The organism is Streptomyces sp. L500 (genome assembly GCF_054551825.1).
Window position 1 is genome coordinate 192,037 of the sequence record NZ_JBTOLC010000001.1, and the last position, 17,016, is coordinate 209,052.

The window sequence follows — 17,016 nt, forward strand, 5'->3', positions numbered from 1 at the left end:
GAAGATCATGGGTACCTTCATCCACGCGAACAGCACCCGTCTGTACGCCATCATCGCGGCGGGCATCGCGCTCGTCGCGCACTACGTCGATGACCTGCCACAGGCCCTGATCCTGGGCCTTGCAGCGGCCGTCCTGGGTACGGGCGAGGTCGTCCAGCGCGTCGAGGACGGCAAGACAAAGGCCGCGGCAGTACCGTCTGCTGCACCGCCGCTTACAGCGGTCGAGTAACCGGAAGGCCCCCTTGCCGTCACGCCCGGCGGAGGGGGCCTTCGTCATGCTGAGGCCAGCCTCACGGCTTCTTGAGGGCGCGCGTGAACGCGTCTGCGCAACGTGGGGTGTCGGGCCACAGTGCGGTTGGGGAAGTGCCAAAGCAGCCCTGCTCGTGCAGGAGCGTACGGAGTCGCCATGCCGCTGCGGCCGGGAGGTGGATGTGCCGTTGGCCGGTCGCGCCCGACGGTGAGGCTGAACGCGGACGGGGTGCCGTGGCCAGCAACTCTTCGACGTCGCCCCATGTGAGGTTCCGCAGGTCCTTCGCGGCGGGGTGCTCGCGGCCCGTAGCCCTCGTCCCGGGGAACGGGATGATCGTTGCCCCGTTGTTCTCCGGCTCTGTGTCCATGGTCCCCCGCCCCGTCCTTACGTGCAGTTGCCGCCCACGCTACCTGTGCGCGCCCGGAGCTGTAGCCGGGCCGGCATAACCGAATCTTCGACGGAGCCCGAACAGCCCCAAGCTGTTCGGGCTCCTTTCGTGTTCCCGAACATCGGAGGAGAACCGTGACCAGCGGATCCACGAACCACCAGGACGACAGTGGCCTCGACCGGGCCCTGAAGAGCGCCACCGAGGCGCTCGGCAAGACTGATACGAAAGCGGCGCTGCTCTTCGCTCTCGACGCGGGGCTGGCCGCGATGATCCGCACCGCCTTATCCGACGGCCCGAGCATCGCCCGCATCATCTCCGGCGTGGCGTCCGGGCTCGTCGGGGTGTCGATCGTGTTCATCGCACTCGCGGTTCTGCCCAGGCTCCACGACGACGGCCACAGCTCGTTCTTGCGCTGGGCGAAGCTGACGCCGGAGGAGATCCGGGAAGCCGTCCGCGAGGACGCTCGCTGCGAGGAGGTCGGGGTCCTGTCGCGGCTGGCGCTGATCAAATACCGGCGGCTCCAGGTGGCGTGCTTGGCCTCGGCTGGAGCCGCGCTTCTGCTTCTCGCGGCAGACCACCTCGCCGCCTTGCACTGATGACCGGCCCCGTGAAGCAGGGGTCAGTTCGAGCCAGTGAGGGTGTGATGCGGCGCGGCCAGCATGCCGCTGTCGTGCCGACCGCGCCGCCATCGGTCGAGCCGGCCGTGCCGGATCGCGTGCAGGGACATGCCAGTCAGAGTGCGGAAGGTCTCCGCTGTGGAAGTGCGGGTCAGGCGAGTCCCGTCCGGCTCGATGAACACGGGGCCGTGCTGCCGCGTACCGATGAGCTCGCCGAGTCCTGTCGCCGCTTCCTCCGTGACGCTGACGTCTTTGGGGCCCTCCTGAGAATCCACGATGTGGAGGGTCCGGTCGGCCAGCGCCACGACGGGTACCTCCATGGCGAGGAGTTCACCGATCCGGACATCGGACTCGTCGAGGAGGCGCCACAGCACCCGGTGGGCGAGGGGAACACTCGTGTCGGCCAGCCACATCGCCATCTCGTCCACGGTCGGCGTGCGGTCGATGTTCATGGTCCCCTCCATGGCCCAGGTCTTGTGCTCTTCAACCTACCTGGCGCAGCGGGGCCAGCTACGGGGCGAGGGCGCGGGCGGCGAGGAGGATGCCGAGCGCGCTTCCCGCCTCGGAGACGATGACCAGGGCCTCACAAACAGGGCCCCGAACGCAGCGCACACACCTATGGTGATCACCATGGGCAGCAGCGCATGGCAACGGCGGCAGAGCCGGACTCTCTACACAGGCGGCCCCCGCCAGACGACCCGTCTGACCGTGGACCAAGCCGTACGCCCGGACGGCCGTACCATCGACTACCCCTACGCCCAGGTGCCCGAGTCAGTGCGCGTCCTCGCTGTCCACGGCGGCCGGATACCACTCGTGCGGCAGCACATCTACCTCCACAGCATCCTCCTCCAGGACCTGCCCGGCGGGATGATCGAAACCGGCGAGGAACCACACGACGCCGCACGGCGAGAGCTCGCGGAGGAAACAGGACTTACCGCCGGCTTCCTCCATCCACTGGGCACCGTCGTCACCGCCAGGTCAGCCTGTACCGAGAAGGCACACCTCTACCTCGCTCACGACTGCACCCCCGGCCCACCGGCCACGCAACCCGGGGAAGCCCTCGAAACGGCATGGTGCACCTGGCACGAGCTCACCACGTCCGCAGGCGCCAACGGAGAACCAGCCGACGCCGCATCCCTCGCCGCCATCCTGCGCGCCAGCACGCTGCTGCACCGACTGGGCGGAGCCCTCCCCGACGGAGGAGACCTCGCCCGAGCCTCATGGGCCGCCCATACCGCCATCGCGACACGACCGCCGCAAACTGACGACCATCTCATGCTGTGCTGGCTCGACCTAGCCCTCGGCACCTACGCAGAAGGCAGCCGCATTGTTCAGGACGCCGACAGAAGCCGACGCAGTACCGGCTGGGACGCAGCCTGGCACCAGACCCTTGAACGACTCACCGGCCTCGTTCGGTAAAGGCGAACGTCAGTGAGCGTCAGGCCAAACTGTTCAGCGCCCGGCCTGCCCTGATCTAAGTACCACGCTCAGGTGAATTCGAGCCTCCGTCTCCCGGCGGCTCGTCCCCTCAGTTCCCGTCTCCCACTCCTCGACGTCACCCCAGGTGGAGTCAGCGAGCGGACGTACGGGCAGGGCGAGGAGCCCCAGCTTGCTCATGTCCCGGGTCTTCGGTCCCTCAGTGCTCATGGCCCCCCAATTCATCGGCCGTACGTCGCCCTTCAGGGCTCGAAGCGTACGTGCTCACGGTTGACCGGGGCCAGAAGCAACTGGAGCCCCGTCTCGCCGGCGTGCCCGACGCGGTAGGTGCTCGCGTCGGGGGTGTCCGGGTCGGGCTCGGGGTGTTCGTAGCTGAGCGCGCGCCAGCGCACCATAACCGGGTCGTCGGGGTCGTCCGTCCGGTGGCCCGCGGCCTCCAGCAGGTCGGTCCACCGCTTGCCCATCGGCGGCGTCGTGATCTGCGTGCCCTTGTAGGGCCAGGCGAGTTCTTCAACCTGCTGCCGGGTGATGGTAGGGACGGCGGCACCGCGCTCGCGCGCCAGCAGGTAGAAGGCGATGGCCAAGGCGGCGGCGCCGTCCACGTACTGTCCGCCGGAGCGGTACGGTCCTCCCACGCTGATCTCCTCGTGGCCGAGGCCGGGGCTGACGGCGGCGCGGGCCCGTTCCCAGGCATCGCGCCACAGCTCACTGCCCTCCCGGGCGGCCTGCTGGCAAAGCTCTTCCAGCCGCTCACCGACGGTGAGCATCGGCGCCGCGCACACGGGAAGAGACGCGAGGTGGTCCCAGGTGTAGTAGCCGCGCTCCACGTCCTGGTGCAGGTACACCGCGTCGACGCGCTGCACCGCGACCTCGACACGGTCGGGGCGGACCGAGCGGACGGACCGGTTGAAATCGGCGTCATGAACGTCGGGCGCCCGGTAGTACGCCGCCGTGCTGTGCGGCCAGAACCGCGCGCCCGCCTCCCGCAGCCGGATGCCGTCGACCTTCGACAGGGCAGTGCGCACCAAGGCGTTGAGACGGGCGAGCTGCTTCTCCGGGTACATCGCGACGGTCACCGCGCTCGGGCCCGGCCACACAGGGCCCATCTGGAGGGTCATGGGCGCAGCGTTCCAGGCCAGCTCGGCGCGGACGGCCTCCACCGCCTGCTCGACCTGGTCTCGGGTCAGGGTGTGGTGGATGCCCTGCACGGTCGAGTGCAGCCACTCGGCCGGCACGGCACCGAGCTTGTCGCCGTAGGAGGAGAGAAGGCCCCGGTGAGCGTCGACGTACGCCTGATAGCCCGGATCGTCGAGGGTGATCAGGAAGTGCAGGTACGGGCCATCCGGCCAAGTCCTCCGCGGAGAGAAGAAGCTCTCCATGCCGCAACCCCCTCCGTCTATGCGTGGTGCCCGCCCGGAGCGGGTGACTGCACGCTACCCGACCAGTCAGCGCCCCACAGGTGATCAGACAAGCAGCACCCCGTCCTCGTCGAGCCGGCGGGTCCTCAACGGTGCCGTGCGCCTTGTGCCGCCGCGGCGTCAGCGGCGAGCTCGGCGATGAGGCGCGCGGCTTCCTTCCGGGCGGGCTGCAGCCGTGGGTCCTGCGGGTGAGCGTGCGGGCCGATGACCTTCGCGCAGAAGAACAGCGCCATCAGCCGTCCCGTTCGGCTGTCCAGGTCCTGGCGGCGTTCGTTCCACACGCGCTGGGCCAGAGCTGGGACGGCGAGGGAGTTCCCCCACAGCGTCGCGGCGTCGAGCCCGCGGGGCGCCGTTCCCCAGTCTTCCCAGTCGATCATGCAGAACTCCGGCCCAGTCACGTTCGCCCACGTCAGATCGGCGTGCGCCGTTGACCACTCGTCCACGCTTGTGTTCGACAGGTCGGGGAAGGTCTCCCGGAGGGTGGCGGTCACCAGGTCCTGCGTCGCGGTCTCCGTGTCCGGAGTGGCGATGCGCGGTGTCCGCTGGCCAGCAAGGGCGTCCAGGGAGGCGTTCAGCGCCACCCACCACTCATCAGGCAGTCCAGGGTCTTCAGTCACGAGCGCGGCTTTCCCGACGGGCGCAGCCGGGGCCAGTTCGAACTCATCGGCCCGCCACATCACCGGCTCGTCCCCCTCGCGCCAGGCGAAGCCCGCGAACCAGCGCGGCATGGCGACGCCGGTGAGGACCGCGGCAGCCTCCGGGCCGTTCCACCCTTGGGCGCCGATCCGGTCGAAGCCGCGCCGCTCGACCCTCACCCACGTGTCACGGTCCGTCCGGGCCCCGACGGACCGGCGTTTGCGCACCAGCGTCCGCCGGTCGAGCCTGACCTGGAACGACAGCTCAACCCGGTCCAGGACCTCGTCCACCGGCTCACGGCGAAGATCCATAGCACGCGGCACAGACAGCGTCATGAGCCGGACCGTAGCAACGGTGCGGCCCTCCTCGCGGCGGATTCCGGAGCTGCATGGCCGATGCCTCGAGCGCGGGGGGCTCGGGTTCGATCAGGGCCAGCTGAGCCGACGCCGTCATCCGGGCGGTCAACGAGAAGAGTCTCCGGCAGTACCCAGAAGTGTGATGTGGGAATGGTGCGGCACACGCTCAGGATCGGATGGCCTGAAGGTCCTTGAAGCGTTCGTCCAGGTCCGCAATGCGCTCGGCGCGGCGGGCCATGAGGTAGATGCGGGCGTGGGTGCGCTGGACCTCGTGGAGGAGGTCAAAGCCCTGGCCTCGGTAGTAGTTGACGAGTTCGGGGAAGCGGCAGCCGCGCCGGACCCATGCCCTTCCCTCTGTGAACGCGCGGTCCACTGCCCATAGGGCAATGGTCGTTCCCGGCTTCTGGTGGCGGAATTCTGGGTCGGTGACGGTCGTGTAGAGGTAGTGGGCGGGCTCGGCCAGTTCCTCCTCCGTCCAACCCCACGGAGGGGTTTCGTCCTGCACGGTGGTGCAGCCGATCACCTTTCCGCTGTCGTCGGCGAGGACCCACACGTCACCGTTCGGGTTCTCTGCTTGCGCTGCGAGTTCGGCGGCGTCTGCGCGCCAGCTCGGCAGACCACGGTCTTCCAGCCATGCGGAGCGGGCGAAGATCATGGTCTCGATGGCGGGGATGTCGGCTGCGGTGGCCGGGCGCATCGCGTACAAGGTGCTCCTCCCGGGAGGCAGGGTGAGGGCAGGGTACCCGGGGTCGTGGGTGTCAGAGGAATGCGCAGGCGGCGAGGTGCAGGTCGAGGACTTCGAGGAGTTTCGCGTCGTCGTCCTCCCGGTACGGCCCTTCGGCGAGTCGTCGGGCGGCTTGGCGTAGACCATCGGGTTCCACGAGGTGGTCTTCGAAGAGGGGGGAGCCGTCGCGGAGCATGGTGGCGAGCAGGGGTTGGGCGTGGGTGGTCAGTGCGTGCTGAACGACTTCGGCGAACGATTCGCGGACCCGGGACTGGGTGACGTCCGGGCTCAGGCCGAGAGAGGCGAGCCGGCGGCGTTGGAGGTGCTTGAGTTCCCGCCAGTGCAGGGGGAGCCATTCTCCGAGCTGGACCATGCCCGGGTCGGCGAAGGGGTGCACGGGCCAGATACCGGCACGCAGCATCACGGGGGCCGTGGTTTCCAGGGACAGCAAGGTCATGCTGTTGACCGCTGCGGGTGGGGCGATGCCGTCGTCCGCGTACTCCAGTGCCGCCCGTGCTCGTGATCCCAGCCAGGGCAGGGCATCGCTGATCTCGCCCATGGACTGGTGTGGATACTCGTCCTGCGACAGAGCCACCATTTCGTCGCCGCCGAGCCCGGTCACGACCGCCCGGGCCCCGTGCTCGGCCAGTAGTTCGGTAAGCCGGGTGAACGGGTGGTGCAGTGGCTCCTCGTAGGGGCTGATCTTCTCGCCCCGAACGCGGGCACACGCGGGATCGAACGGGGCGTGTTCCATGGCATCGACGAGGTGGTCCGGCTTGGCGAAGGGCAGTGCCTTGAGGATCTCAGCCCGCCGTCTGACCTGGTGGTCCCGCCCGGGGCCGCCGATGATCAGGGCTGCTGTGGGGAAGCGGTCCGGGTGGCGTTCAGCGAGGCGGGTGCCCACGGTGCCGGAGTCGAAGCCGCCGGTGAGGTGGACCACCGTGGTCGGAGCGTCGAGGGGCCGGATGTCCAGAGCGTCGTCGATCGCGTTCACGAAGGCCGCCAGGACATCGGCGTCGGGCGCGAGGTTGCGTGGCCCGCTGTGCAGGACGGGCTCGGGGTAGTGCAGGTGGAGGTGTCCGCCGTAGATCGCGGCCGTGCGTTCGGTCACCCGGTGGATGCCCCGGAATACCGTTTCGGTGCTGTACCGGGGCCGGTAGATCAGCAGCCGGGCGACCTCTCGGGGGCTGAGGCCAGTGGCGTGCTGTTCCAGGTCGGCCATGTCCCATGAGCCGTAGAGGCTTTCCGCGTCGTGCGCGACGTACAGAGGGGTGGTCCGCGCAGGTCCGGCCGTGACACGGCAGGGAACGCCGGGCGCCGTCTCCACGAGGACGTAGTCCGCGGGCCATTGCTCGGCCATCGCACGGGACTTGTCGAACTCGCCTGAAGTGACCTCGTGCGGCCCGGGATGGGCGGGCCGTCGGTCTGCGACGCGTTCACGCACGGCCAGCAGCGTTCGGGCGCCGTCAGTGACGGCGGCCTGTTCCACCATCGGGTGGGCGAACGGCGCCACCACGCTCGTGCCGTCATCGGTGACGTAGCGGTGGCCGTCCCACTTCCATGTGGTGCTTGCGTACGGGGTCAGACGTAACTTGATCACGTGGTTTCCCTTCGGCTGGCCCGAGGGCCCCGCTGTCCGGGACCCTCGGGCGTGTGCACCGTGACGGATCAGACGGCGGTGGTGTCGTAGGTCTTCGCGCCGTCCGAGGATCCCGCCTTCTTCTTGTACTCGTGGGTCTCGGCCGGCGACTGGACCCTGCGGTTGGCCTTGGTTGCGAACAGCTTCTCGAAGGTACGGCCCCGCTTCGGCGGGGGTGCGAACTCGTTCATGAGCGTTCCTCCTGGTGCTGTGCCGATGCGGGGCCTTCCCCGCGTCGTCGTGCACTTGTGGCTGTGCCTCCTTGCGCGGGTCGGAGCAATGATGAAGGGACGGTATTGCGCGGCAAGGCGTTTGCAGCCGGTGTTTGCTCACAATGGCCGGAGGGCGACGACGAGCCCAGACCGGCGACAGTCCCCAGCGCATCAGCCCTGGCCAGATGGCCTCGTAGTGCCCCCCGTACTGCCGCCGGCCTGATCTGGCCTGATCTGATGGTTTGCAGGTCGCCGACCAGGTGGCGGGGGCCGATGCGCATCAGGGCCCAGATGCTGCTGATGTCGCAGGCGGTATCCCACACGCCGGTCGCGGGGACGGCGAACGGGGTGACGGTGATGCCGTTGGCGGCGAAGGGGGTCGCGTCGAGGTAGCTCATGCCGCCGGAGCCGCACAGATAGGTGTGGGCCCCGACAGCGGCAGCGAGGTCGGCGAGCCGCTGCGAGCGTCCCGGCCGGGCCGGGAGGCTGCTGCTGCGGAGGACGCGGCCCTGCCAGCCGAGAAGGTTCAGCAGGGCGCGTGCGGATGCTTCGGCGACCGCGGCGGTCCGGTCGCTGGTGGCGAAGGCGTCGAGAACGGCGGCCATGGCCTGCCGGAACGCGGGCCAGTGGGGGCTGGATCCGTAGTGCTGCTGGAGCGTTCGCGCGGTCCGTTGCCGGGACCGGACGGGTTCGGCCATGACGACCTCGCCGACTGTGGTGCGGCGGCCTTGGGGGAGATGAGACGGGATGGACAGCCACCAGCGGTGAGCGGGTTCGTCCAGGGCAGCGAGGCGGGTGCGGTGCTGGTAGTCGCGGCGGGTGAACTGGACGTCGTCAAGGACGATCCAGCAGTCCGCCGCGAACAGCTTGGCCAACGTCGAGAGCCGGGGGAAGAAGTTGGGCTGATGGATGGCACACAGCCCGCCCGGCGGCGGTTCAAGGGGTAAGCAGGCGGCTGTCGAAGCCGTCTTCGAGGAGAGATTGATAGGCAGCATGTACGTCCTCCGGGACGTCCTGCTCGATAGCGAAGTCGAGCTTCGGATACTCGATCACCCGCTGTAGATCACCCACGAGCTGATCGACGACGAGCTTCTCGTCACCGATCGTCTTCAAGTAGTCGTCGAACTCCAGTGGCGCCGAGGCGCAGATGATCTCCGCCTCGGGCCAGACCTTGCGGGCGGTGGCAAAGGCCCGTCGTTCCATATAGGGCATGGAGACCAGCAGCACGGTCTTCACGGCGATGCCGGCGGCGGCCAGGACGTCGCGGGAGAAGGTGATGTTCTGGCCGGTGTTGCGGGCTTTGGGCTCCAGCAGGACCGCGTCGTCGGGGACGCCCAGGGCGAGGGCATGCTCGCGGAAGTGGACGGCCTCGCCCCGGGGGAATCGGCCGGGGTGGGTGGGGTTGGGTCCGCCGGAGAAGACGAGGGTGGGGAAGAGTCCGGCCCGGTACAGCTCGGCGCAGAAGACGGGGACGCCCAGGTCGTGGCTGCCCAGGCCGATCGCGGCGTCCGCCGGCCGGAGTTCGTGGCCCATCTGGTGGTAGTCCCAGATCAGCTTGGCCCGCTTGCGCTGGTCGTCGGTGATGCCCCGCTGGATGTCCGTCGTCACTGGCGTCTCTCTCCTTGGTCACCGCCGCCGGTGCTGGTTGCCCCCGCGGTCTGCCGGATGCTCTCGATGCTGGCCAGCTGGTGGCTCATGCCGTACTGAGCGGCCAGCTTCGCGGCCTGATCGAGGGCCGTCAGGCCATCATCCCGGGTGGCGGGGTCGGACAGCAGGATGTGTCCGTGGGCGGTGTCCAGGCGCACACGCTGCATCGGCGAGTCGGTCGCTCCTGTCGCGCGGGCGACGCCGATGAAGTGCAGGGCTTTGCTCAGGTCGCCGGCGCCTCGGTGGGCGAGGGCAAGTTTCTGGTGGGCGACGGACCAGTCGTCCGGCTCGCCGAGTTCTTCGAAGTCACGGGTCGCGGCGAGCATGACGCGGGCCGCATAGTCGTGCTCGCCCTCCTTGCTCAGCGCGGTCCCGACCCACAAACGGGCCCGCGCGCGATCCCGGCGGGCGAGCCGGTCATCGACGGCCAAGTGCTCGTAGTGACGGGCGGCGATCTCCAGGCTGCCGGACATCTCGGCGACCACGGCCAGGGAGAGGTCGAGCTGGGCGACGCGTCGGGGAATGTCGAGCTGGGTGAAGATCGAGCGGGCCCCGGTATACGCGTGCTGGGCTGAGAGCGGTCCGACCACCGCCCCTTGATCGCGTTTGAGGTCGCCCATGAGGGCCGTGGAGCGGGCGAGGAGATACAGGCCCTTTTCGTCCAGCTCGTTGGGGCGGAAGCGGTTCAGCCACCGGCCCAGCAGGTTGTCGGCGAAGGCAAAGCTCTGGCGGCTCAAGCCAACGACGACCCGCTCCAGGTCGTCGGTCCACGATTCGTACTCCCAGGCCCGGGGGCCCGCGGAGGTGACGCGGGGGGTGGCCTGGGGCGGCCCGCCGGCTTCGGAGAGGAACGTCTCGAATCGCAGGTGCGCTGCCGCGTCCGCGCGGGCGAGGGCAGTGTCCAAGATCGCCTGCGTGTCCGGGCGGGGCACCGTCTCGGCCAGGTACTTGTCCCAGTTGGACACGGTCCTCACGGCAACACCGAGCTTCAGGGCGAACACGCGGACGCTCATCCGCAGGGCAAGCCGCAGGGCCCGCGCCTCCAGGCCGGTCCAGTGATGCACGGTCGCCACGCGTCGCTCCCTTCCGAGAGCTCATGCAAGCACGGCACACGCATGCGGGGGAACGGAAGTGCAACGCAAGTGCAACACCGCGTCATTTCCCCGCCGTCGACTACGGAGGACGCTTCAACAGGCAGGTCATAGCCGCTTATTCGCCGGGTGCCCTGCCGGTTTCGCCACCCCTTGACCTTCTGGACGGGATACCTCTATGGAACCCCTCACCGAGCACCGCCATGTCCGCGGCCCGGTCGTGTACGGCTTCCTGCGACTGGTCAATGTCCCCCCGGCCCGTGGGGCGGCCCTGGAACAGTCGTTGGTCGAGTACTGCCGCCGGCACGAGCTGACCTTGTCCGGGCTGTTCACCGAACGTGTCCACGAGGTCGACTCGGCTGCGTTCAACGGGCTGATGGGCGCACTGGGGTTGCCCGGCGCCTACGGAGTCGTGCTGCCCTCCGCCTCCCACCTGGGCCCGAGGAGCATAGCCACGGCGAGGGGCAAACGCATCGCGGCGGCCGGTGCCCGCCTGCTGATGGTCCGCAAGGACGCCCCGCACCAGCATCGTGAATACGGCCCCACACCGGCGCTAGAGGCCGAGTCATGACCCCCGGCATTCCCATGGCCGAACGGTGGCCTTCGCTCGGGTCGGCAGGCGCGGCGATGGGCCCCGTGAGCCTCCGGAACCCGCAGCCTCCGCGCTGGGCTCGGCTAGAGAGCCTCGCCGATCCTGCTGTTCGTCCACTCGTCGGTCAGGATGGCGTGGACGACGGAGTCCCGCCACCGACCGGCCTTGAGGACATGCCCGCGGATGCGGCCCTCCTCGACCATGCCCACCTTCTCCATGGCGCGCGCCGAGGCAACGTTCAACGGCGAGCGCGCCCCCCACACCCGGTGAAGGCCCAGGTCCTCGAAGGCCAGGGCGAGCAGGAGCCGGACGGTTTCGGCACCGTACCCGACACCCCATGCATCGGGGCGCAGGGCGAACCCAACGGTGGCAGCTTGCTGTTGGTGCGGGTCGGTGGCCAGCCGACCGTACCCGATCAGGTCGCTGGTGTCCCGTTCGACGACGGCAAGGCAGAACTCGGTGCGCGGTGCAGCCGTCGCAGAGGCGATCGAGCGGGCGACGATGTGCCCGACGTCCTGGCGGGAGCGCGGTGTGAAGGACAGGTGCTCGGTGGCCTCGGGGCTGCCGTAGATCGCGAGGACCGCGTCCACGTCGTCGATGGTGAGTTCGCGGAGCTCCAGGCGCTGGCTGTGGCGGCTGACCGGGTACATGCCAGCGGACTCTACCGGGGATCAGCTCGGCAGCGCCCGCCTGCTGGAGCCGTACGCCTCGATTTCGGCGCGCAGGTCCTGAGCGGTGACGGCGTCGCGAGCGGGGCTTCGGAGGAGGGCGGTGCTGACGCGGTCGGCGGAGACGATGATGCCGCGGTTGCGTTGGGCGGGGGTGAGGTCGAGGACGGGCCGGATGGCTTCGGCTACTCCGTCGACCTCGCCGCTGTGGAGGCGGGTGAGGGCGAGGTTGCACTGGGCGCCGGCCAGGTCGCCGAACGCCCAGTCCGGGGCGTCGGGGTCACTGAACCCGTGCACGGCCTGCTCGGCGAGGGCCGCTATCTGGGTGCTGCCGTTGCCGAGCAGGACCTCGGACTCGACGGTGTAGTACAAGTGCTTGGCCTCGGGGAAGGTGAGCAGCCCGCCGAGGTGGTCGAGGTCGTCGAACTCCACATGATCCCGGAGCTCGTGTGCGCGGCGCAGGGCGGTGCGGGCGGCCTGTTCGTCGCCCAAGAGGGCGGCGGCGCGTGCTTCGAGGCCGGCCAGCCACACGGCCACCGTGCCCCGGAGGCCAGGGCATTCGGCCGCGCCCTGGCGGGCGTAGTGCAGGGCCTCGGTGCCCTTGTTGGACCAGTAGGTGATCAGCGATTTGAGGCCGAAGGTCAGGGCGATCAGCCCAGCGTGCTCGGCCTGCTGGGCGCAGACGCCGGCGGTGCGGGCCTGGATCATGGCGTTCTGCGCGTCGCCCATGTCGTGGCAGCCCTTGGCCATGTGGAACGACAGCAGTGCCGCCATCATGTGGAGTTCGCGGGCCTGGGTGGGCCTGGCCCGGCCGCCTTCAATGAGGCGGAAGCAGTCGTCCTGGGCTTCGGCGATCTCGTCCCAGATCGCGGCCAGGGGGACCCGCGGGTACTGGAGGACGATCGTCTCCACGCGGTCCTTGAGGAATCCGAGGGTTTCCGGGCCGATGTGGCCTCGCTCCGCTCCCATGGCGAAGTCCCTCGCGCGCTTTGCGGCCATGTCCGCTGTCCTTCTCATCTCGTGCAGCACCGCACGGGTCTCCGTGCGGCCGGTGGTGGGAGTCGCGCCGAACAGGGGGACGGGGTCGGGCAGAGGGCCGTCCGAGGCGGTGCTCCACAGTTGCTCGATGCTGTAGCCGGTCATGTGGCTGAGCACCCGGCGGGCGTCCTTCTGCGGGAACCGGCCGTTGTAAAACCACGCCTCGAACGTCTTCAGCGCGGGCTCCAGGCTCCTCAAGCCCGCATCCCGCTCCATTCCTGCCAGCTCGACGGCAGCCTCTTTGAAGCGCGGCAGGAACACGCGGTAATCCTGCATCCCGGCCTCTTCGAGCAGCCGTCTGAACAAGGTGCGCATTACACCCCCTCGTCCCGTGTATCCGATGAATCCGTGCCCCTGACGGTAGAACGACTACCTCATCAACCTGCCCTGAGGACACGGCATTTATCGATTCCGAGGGAAGTCCGAGGGGATTCCGAGGCTGGCCCGCGGAATCCCGGACGAAGGCGAGGGCGGAACGGGGATGGAGACGGCCACCCGCCCCTACCAGGCTGTTCCTACTACTTCCGGAGATCGCACGTCCGGATCCATCTGCCAGATCAGGGAGTCCAAGTGACGCCGTCAGTCGTGGCACCCGGCACGAGACATCACACCGGCAGGCGGGCGGCTCCGGCTACGGCGTCGTCGCCGGAGCGACCGCCCCTCGCGCCCCGAAGCGGGCCCTCCGAGGCTCCTCGCCAGGCCCCGGCCCTGCGCAAACGCCCCCGTCTGCGCGCCAACCGTGCGGCGGCCATGGGCATCGCTCCTCGCCGTGAGGCCATCAGCCAGGCCCGCCACGCCGTCTCCAGGCTGCTCACCCACTGGGGCATCACCACCGACATCGTCGAGCGCGCCGAGCTGATCGTCAGCGAACTGCTGAGCAACGCCCTCCGGCACGCCGCGCCCGGTGAGATCGGCCTCCAAGTCGTTGAGGAGCACGGGGCCGTCCTGGTCGAGGTCGAGGACGGCGGCAGCAACAACTGCCGTCAGACCCCGTCGTTCGCCGCCTGGACAGGCGGCCGGACCGCGGATGGCGAAGCAGAGCACGGCCGGGGACTGCACCTCGTCGAGGAACTCGGACAAGGCTGGGGCTGGCGACGGCTTGGCAATGGGCATCACTCGGTGTGGGCCTACGTCGAGGCGGCGGAGAGCCGGGGTGCGCGGTGAGTCCTGCCCGCGCCGAAGCGCGCGTGGCCGTCAACGGTCAGCGCCGTAATGCGCGACTGTTCAAGGCCCATCTGGTCACCGGCTGGGACGACGATGCACGTCAGGTCATCGCCGATCGGCTTGAACGAACCGGTCTGGTGACCTTGACCGGGCTCGCGACGGCGCAGGACATCTCCGATGGCGCCGCTCAGGTGATGGACACCAGTCAGTACCAGGGGGAGGAGCCGTACGGGCTGCACGGGATATGCGACACGCGCGAGCACGCGCACCGTATCGACGGCGCGGTCCACACCCGTGGCCCGGTGGATCTGCACACGTGCGGGGCCGCGCTGCGCTGGCCGCCGCGCCTGATCCTGCTGGCCTGCGTTCAGAAGGGGCGGACGGGCGGGGAGGTGCTGCTGGCCGACGGCCGGGCCCTCTACGTTGATCTTCTGCGGTCGCGGCCGGACGCCGCGCATGCCTTGTCCCTGCCGAGGGCTGCGTACTTCGGTCTCGGGGCTGAGTCGTTCTACGCGCCGGTCTTCAAGCTCTTGGCCGGCCAGCTCGACGCCGTGCGCGTACGGCAGGACGGGGTCCTCCGGTGGCTGGAGCAGACGCAGCCGTACGTGCCGGTGCTGCGCTCCGTGCTGGCGCGGCATCAGCAGGCGATCTCCTTGCGCCCCGGCGAGGCCGTCCTGCTGGACAACGCTCGCTGGTTGCACGGCCGGACAGCGTTCACCGGAAACCGGCTCTTCTTGCGCGCCGAAGGACAGCCGCTTCCGCCTCCGGACAGCGAGACCTGGCCGGAGGTGAGCACGTGGTGAACCGCGAGCGCAGCGAAGTAGCCGCCCTGGGCTTCCGGCAGGCGCTGCGGGAGACGGAGCCCGTCTCCGCGGAGACCCTGGAGCGTCTGTGGGACGCCCTGCACCGGTGGGATCCCGGGCCGCCCGACGAGCCCACCCTCGAACTGCCCGCCTGGCATCCCCCTCCACCCCGGCTGCCCAGGCGTCATGCCCAGGCCCGGCACCGGCGCCCCCGGACGGGCAGACGGATGCTCCTGCTGTACGGCCTGCCGGCCGTATTCGGGATCGGCGTGCTGCTGTCCGCCCTCCACTAGCCCTCGCTGCATCGTCCGTCCGGAAGACCCAAGCTCCGCACGCGCTGGCGGGGCCCGAACCACCGGGCGGCTCACCACCCACGGCCAGTCCCGTCCCGGCCGTCTCAGCGCAGATCCCGTACCGACGAAGGACTACTTCATGCCCGCGCCTTCCCCGAGCACCCGGCACGACCTCTCCTGCGAACCTCCGCCGCCCGGCCGTGTACTCTCCCCGGTCCCGCCTCCGATCGTTCACCCCAGCACCAGCGCCCTGCCCGCCAAGCCGAGTCCGGTGCCGCCCGGTGAGGTGTCCGAGACGACCGCGCGGATCCTGACCTACAACACCCTCACCGGCGGGATTGACGCCGACGGGAGCGAGCACCGGCGCCGGGGGCAGACGAAGTTCCTGAAGGCGCGCAAGCCGGACGTGTTGGTGCTCCAGGAGCTGCGGCGGTGGGATGAGGGCGGCTGGTGGCGGCTGTGGGAGCTGGCCAACACTCTGCGCATGGTGGCGCTCCCACCCGTGCTCTCCCAGCACGGGCGGGGCAATCACCTCGCGGTGCTCTACCGGCCCGAGACCGTACGGGTGGCCTCCTACGACCCGGACGCCTGCCGGGGCCTCTTCTACCACGGGCTCGGGCGGGCCACCGTCTATCTGCGAGATGACCCGCGGCCGTGGGTCATCCTGGCCACCCACCTGTCATTTCTGGGTGGGGAGGAGCGGCTGGCCGAGGCGCGGTGGCTGACCGGCTACGCCGACTCCTACGAGGGCAACGGCCAGCGGGTGCTGCTCCCAGGCGATCTGAACACGATCGGTGTTCTTGATCTTGAACCGGAGTGGTCGCAGATCCCGGCCAATCTCCGCTCCCGTCACTGCCACCTCGACGCGGACGGGGGTTTCGGGGCGACGGACCGGCGGGCGATCCAGCTGCTGTCCGCCGCCGGGTTCGCCGACCCTTACCGCTTGCTCGGCTCCGCCCCGGCCCGCACGGCCGGCTACTGGCGGCAGGAAGAGCTCATCGATCACCGATCGGACTTCATCCTCGCCAACCGCCTCGCCGCCCCGAGTGTCCGAGCCGTCACCACCCACGACACCGCCGTCACCCGCAGCTTGTCGGATCACCTGCCCGTCGAGGTGTCCCTCGCCACGCCCGGGGGTGCGCGGTGATGGGCGGCGCGGTGAGTGTCGTGATCGTGGTGCGGGACCAGGTGCGGGACCTGCACCGGCTGCTGCACCAGCTTTCCCGCCAGGACTACCTCGGCCCCCTCGACGTGGTCATCGTCGACGCCAACACCCGTCCCACCCTGGCCCGCGCGCACTACATGGCCTATCCGATGCCCGTGACCTTGATCCACGAGACGCAGCCGAGCCTGGCCTGCGCCCACAACCGAGGGATCGACGCCGCCGCCGGGGAATGGATCTTGGTGGCCGCCCCGGAGGTCGTGCCCGGCCCGACCTGGGTCAGCACCATGGTGCGGGCCCTGGCCAACAGCGGGGCTGCGCTGGCGGGCGGGCAGGTTCTGCCCGATTACCCGACCGCCACCGGCCCTCGGCTCAGCAAGGGAGTGCTGTCGCTGTTCATGCCCACGCGGTGGCCGAGCGAGCCGACGGAGGTGTTCGGGCCGTGGCTGCTGGCCAGCTGCAACCTGGGCATGCCCCGCTCGGCGGTTCTGCGCTTCGACACCGACTTCAACGCCGGTGGCCGCTTCGTGCTGTGCGAGGACCTGCTGACCATGCTGCGCACCCAGGCGGCCGGCGAGTTCGCCCTGCTGGACCCGCGGGCGATGGTGCGCCGCGTCATCAACGACCGTGACCTGACGCTGCTCGCAGTCGCTCGGCGCGCCTGGTGGCAGGGGCTCGCTCTGGCCCGCGCCGCACACAGCGTGCCGTCGGCGAACCTCCCGCAGTACCCGCTGCGAGGAGCCGCCCCGCTGCGCGACGGCTTCTCGCGGACCTGGTTGTTGTCCGTGGTCGCCGGGACGGCCCGCGCCGTCGGACACCGCACGGGCGCCTGGAAGCTGCGGCGCAACGGCTCGCGGCAGGGGGTGCCTTGCCGTGTCTGA

20 protein-coding genes are annotated in these 17,016 nt (G+C 69.6%); 9 read left to right on the forward strand and 11 right to left on the reverse strand.

Annotated features, from left to right (window positions below; translation table 11 throughout):
- Nucleotides 1–7 precede the first annotated feature (7 nt).
- Together ACX9I7_RS01015 and ACX9I7_RS01020 are read left to right on the forward strand one after the other, a co-directional pair.
- Nucleotides 8–229 (forward strand): hypothetical protein, encoded by a 222-nt coding sequence (locus ACX9I7_RS01015; protein WP_367132841.1) that lies wholly within the window; start codon nucleotides 8–10, stop codon nucleotides 227–229.
- 543 nt (nucleotides 230–772) lie between these two features.
- Nucleotides 773–1,234 (forward strand): Pycsar system effector family protein, encoded by a 462-nt coding sequence (locus ACX9I7_RS01020; protein ID WP_459386198.1) that lies wholly within the window; start codon nucleotides 773–775, stop codon nucleotides 1,232–1,234.
- Nucleotides 1,235–1,257: 23 nt separating this feature from the next.
- Here the strand turns inward: ACX9I7_RS01020 and ACX9I7_RS01025 are convergent, their stop codons facing one another.
- Complete coding sequence (locus tag ACX9I7_RS01025; protein WP_459386199.1) at nucleotides 1,258–1,707, reverse strand: hypothetical protein; 450 nt, start codon at nucleotides 1,705–1,707, stop codon at nucleotides 1,258–1,260.
- Nucleotides 1,708–1,885: 178 nt separating this feature from the next.
- Here ACX9I7_RS01025 and ACX9I7_RS01030 point away from each other — a divergent pair, with 178 nt between their 5' ends.
- Nucleotides 1,886–2,674, forward strand: coding sequence for an NUDIX hydrolase (locus ACX9I7_RS01030; protein WP_459386200.1), 789 nt, complete (start codon nucleotides 1,886–1,888; stop codon nucleotides 2,672–2,674).
- Nucleotides 2,675–2,934: 260 nt separating this feature from the next.
- On the opposite strand, the gene ACX9I7_RS01035 is transcribed toward ACX9I7_RS01030, so the two are convergent.
- The 8 genes from ACX9I7_RS01035 to ACX9I7_RS01070 form a co-directional block, all read right to left on the reverse strand.
- Nucleotides 2,935–4,071 (reverse strand): 2'-5' RNA ligase family protein, encoded by a 1,137-nt coding sequence (locus ACX9I7_RS01035; RefSeq protein ID WP_459386201.1) that lies wholly within the window; start codon nucleotides 4,069–4,071, stop codon nucleotides 2,935–2,937.
- A gap of 125 nt (nucleotides 4,072–4,196) precedes the next feature.
- The gene (locus tag ACX9I7_RS01040) at nucleotides 4,197–5,081 is read right to left on the reverse strand and encodes a hypothetical protein (RefSeq protein ID WP_459386202.1); all 885 of its coding nucleotides are present in this window, start codon (nucleotides 5,079–5,081) and stop codon (nucleotides 4,197–4,199) included.
- Nucleotides 5,082–5,268: 187 nt separating this feature from the next.
- Nucleotides 5,269–5,799, reverse strand: coding sequence for a GNAT family N-acetyltransferase (locus ACX9I7_RS01045; RefSeq protein WP_459386389.1), 531 nt, complete (start codon nucleotides 5,797–5,799; stop codon nucleotides 5,269–5,271).
- Between the two features lie 61 nt (nucleotides 5,800–5,860).
- Nucleotides 5,861–7,426 (reverse strand): asparagine synthase-related protein, encoded by a 1,566-nt coding sequence (locus ACX9I7_RS01050; protein WP_450298599.1) that lies wholly within the window; start codon nucleotides 7,424–7,426, stop codon nucleotides 5,861–5,863.
- 68 nt (nucleotides 7,427–7,494) lie between these two features.
- A complete protein-coding gene (locus tag ACX9I7_RS01055) occupies nucleotides 7,495–7,656 on the reverse strand; it encodes a hypothetical protein (protein WP_450298600.1) in 162 nt (53 codons plus the stop codon).
- Complete coding sequence (locus ACX9I7_RS01060; RefSeq protein WP_459386203.1) at nucleotides 7,653–8,672, reverse strand: WbqC family protein; 1,020 nt, start codon at nucleotides 8,670–8,672, stop codon at nucleotides 7,653–7,655. Before ACX9I7_RS01060 ends, ACX9I7_RS01055 begins: the two co-directional genes overlap by 4 nt.
- Nucleotides 8,614–9,285, reverse strand: a complete 672-nt coding sequence (locus tag ACX9I7_RS01065; RefSeq protein WP_459386204.1) for a YdcF family protein — start codon at nucleotides 9,283–9,285, stop codon at nucleotides 8,614–8,616. The genes ACX9I7_RS01060 and ACX9I7_RS01065 overlap by 59 nt, the downstream gene beginning before the upstream one ends.
- Nucleotides 9,282–10,397: a helix-turn-helix domain-containing protein gene (locus ACX9I7_RS01070; RefSeq protein WP_459386205.1), complete on the reverse strand. Its 1,116-nt coding sequence runs from the start codon at nucleotides 10,395–10,397 to the stop codon at nucleotides 9,282–9,284. The genes ACX9I7_RS01065 and ACX9I7_RS01070 overlap by 4 nt, the downstream gene beginning before the upstream one ends.
- A 196-nt stretch (nucleotides 10,398–10,593) precedes the next feature.
- On the opposite strand from ACX9I7_RS01070, the gene ACX9I7_RS01075 reads away from it, so the two are divergent.
- On the forward strand, nucleotides 10,594–10,986 hold the full coding sequence (locus ACX9I7_RS01075; protein WP_459386206.1) for a hypothetical protein: 393 nt from the start codon (nucleotides 10,594–10,596) through the stop codon (nucleotides 10,984–10,986).
- Nucleotides 10,987–11,090: 104 nt separating this feature from the next.
- On the opposite strand, the gene ACX9I7_RS01080 is transcribed toward ACX9I7_RS01075, so the two are convergent.
- Both ACX9I7_RS01080 and ACX9I7_RS01085 read right to left on the reverse strand, forming a co-directional pair.
- The gene (locus tag ACX9I7_RS01080; RefSeq protein ID WP_459386207.1) at nucleotides 11,091–11,657 is read right to left on the reverse strand and encodes a GNAT family N-acetyltransferase; all 567 of its coding nucleotides are present in this window, start codon (nucleotides 11,655–11,657) and stop codon (nucleotides 11,091–11,093) included.
- Between the two features lie 21 nt (nucleotides 11,658–11,678).
- Complete coding sequence (locus ACX9I7_RS01085) at nucleotides 11,679–13,028, reverse strand: hypothetical protein (protein WP_459386208.1); 1,350 nt, start codon at nucleotides 13,026–13,028, stop codon at nucleotides 11,679–11,681.
- Nucleotides 13,029–13,463: 435 nt separating this feature from the next.
- Here ACX9I7_RS01085 and ACX9I7_RS01090 point away from each other — a divergent pair, with 435 nt between their 5' ends.
- From ACX9I7_RS01090 to ACX9I7_RS01110, 5 genes are all read left to right on the forward strand, one after another.
- Nucleotides 13,464–13,877, forward strand: a complete 414-nt coding sequence (locus tag ACX9I7_RS01090; protein ID WP_459386209.1) for an ATP-binding protein — start codon at nucleotides 13,464–13,466, stop codon at nucleotides 13,875–13,877.
- A gap of 23 nt (nucleotides 13,878–13,900) precedes the next feature.
- The gene (locus ACX9I7_RS01095; protein ID WP_459386210.1) at nucleotides 13,901–14,680 is read left to right on the forward strand and encodes a TauD/TfdA family dioxygenase; all 780 of its coding nucleotides are present in this window, start codon (nucleotides 13,901–13,903) and stop codon (nucleotides 14,678–14,680) included.
- Nucleotides 14,674–14,973, forward strand: coding sequence for a hypothetical protein (locus tag ACX9I7_RS01100; RefSeq protein ID WP_459386211.1), 300 nt, complete (start codon nucleotides 14,674–14,676; stop codon nucleotides 14,971–14,973). The genes ACX9I7_RS01095 and ACX9I7_RS01100 overlap by 7 nt, the downstream gene beginning before the upstream one ends.
- A 139-nt stretch (nucleotides 14,974–15,112) precedes the next feature.
- Nucleotides 15,113–16,120, forward strand: a complete 1,008-nt coding sequence (locus tag ACX9I7_RS01105) for an endonuclease/exonuclease/phosphatase family protein (protein ID WP_459386212.1) — start codon at nucleotides 15,113–15,115, stop codon at nucleotides 16,118–16,120.
- An 11-nt stretch (nucleotides 16,121–16,131) separates the two neighbouring features.
- Nucleotides 16,132–17,016: a glycosyltransferase gene (locus tag ACX9I7_RS01110; RefSeq protein WP_459386213.1), complete on the forward strand. Its 885-nt coding sequence runs from the start codon at nucleotides 16,132–16,134 to the stop codon at nucleotides 17,014–17,016.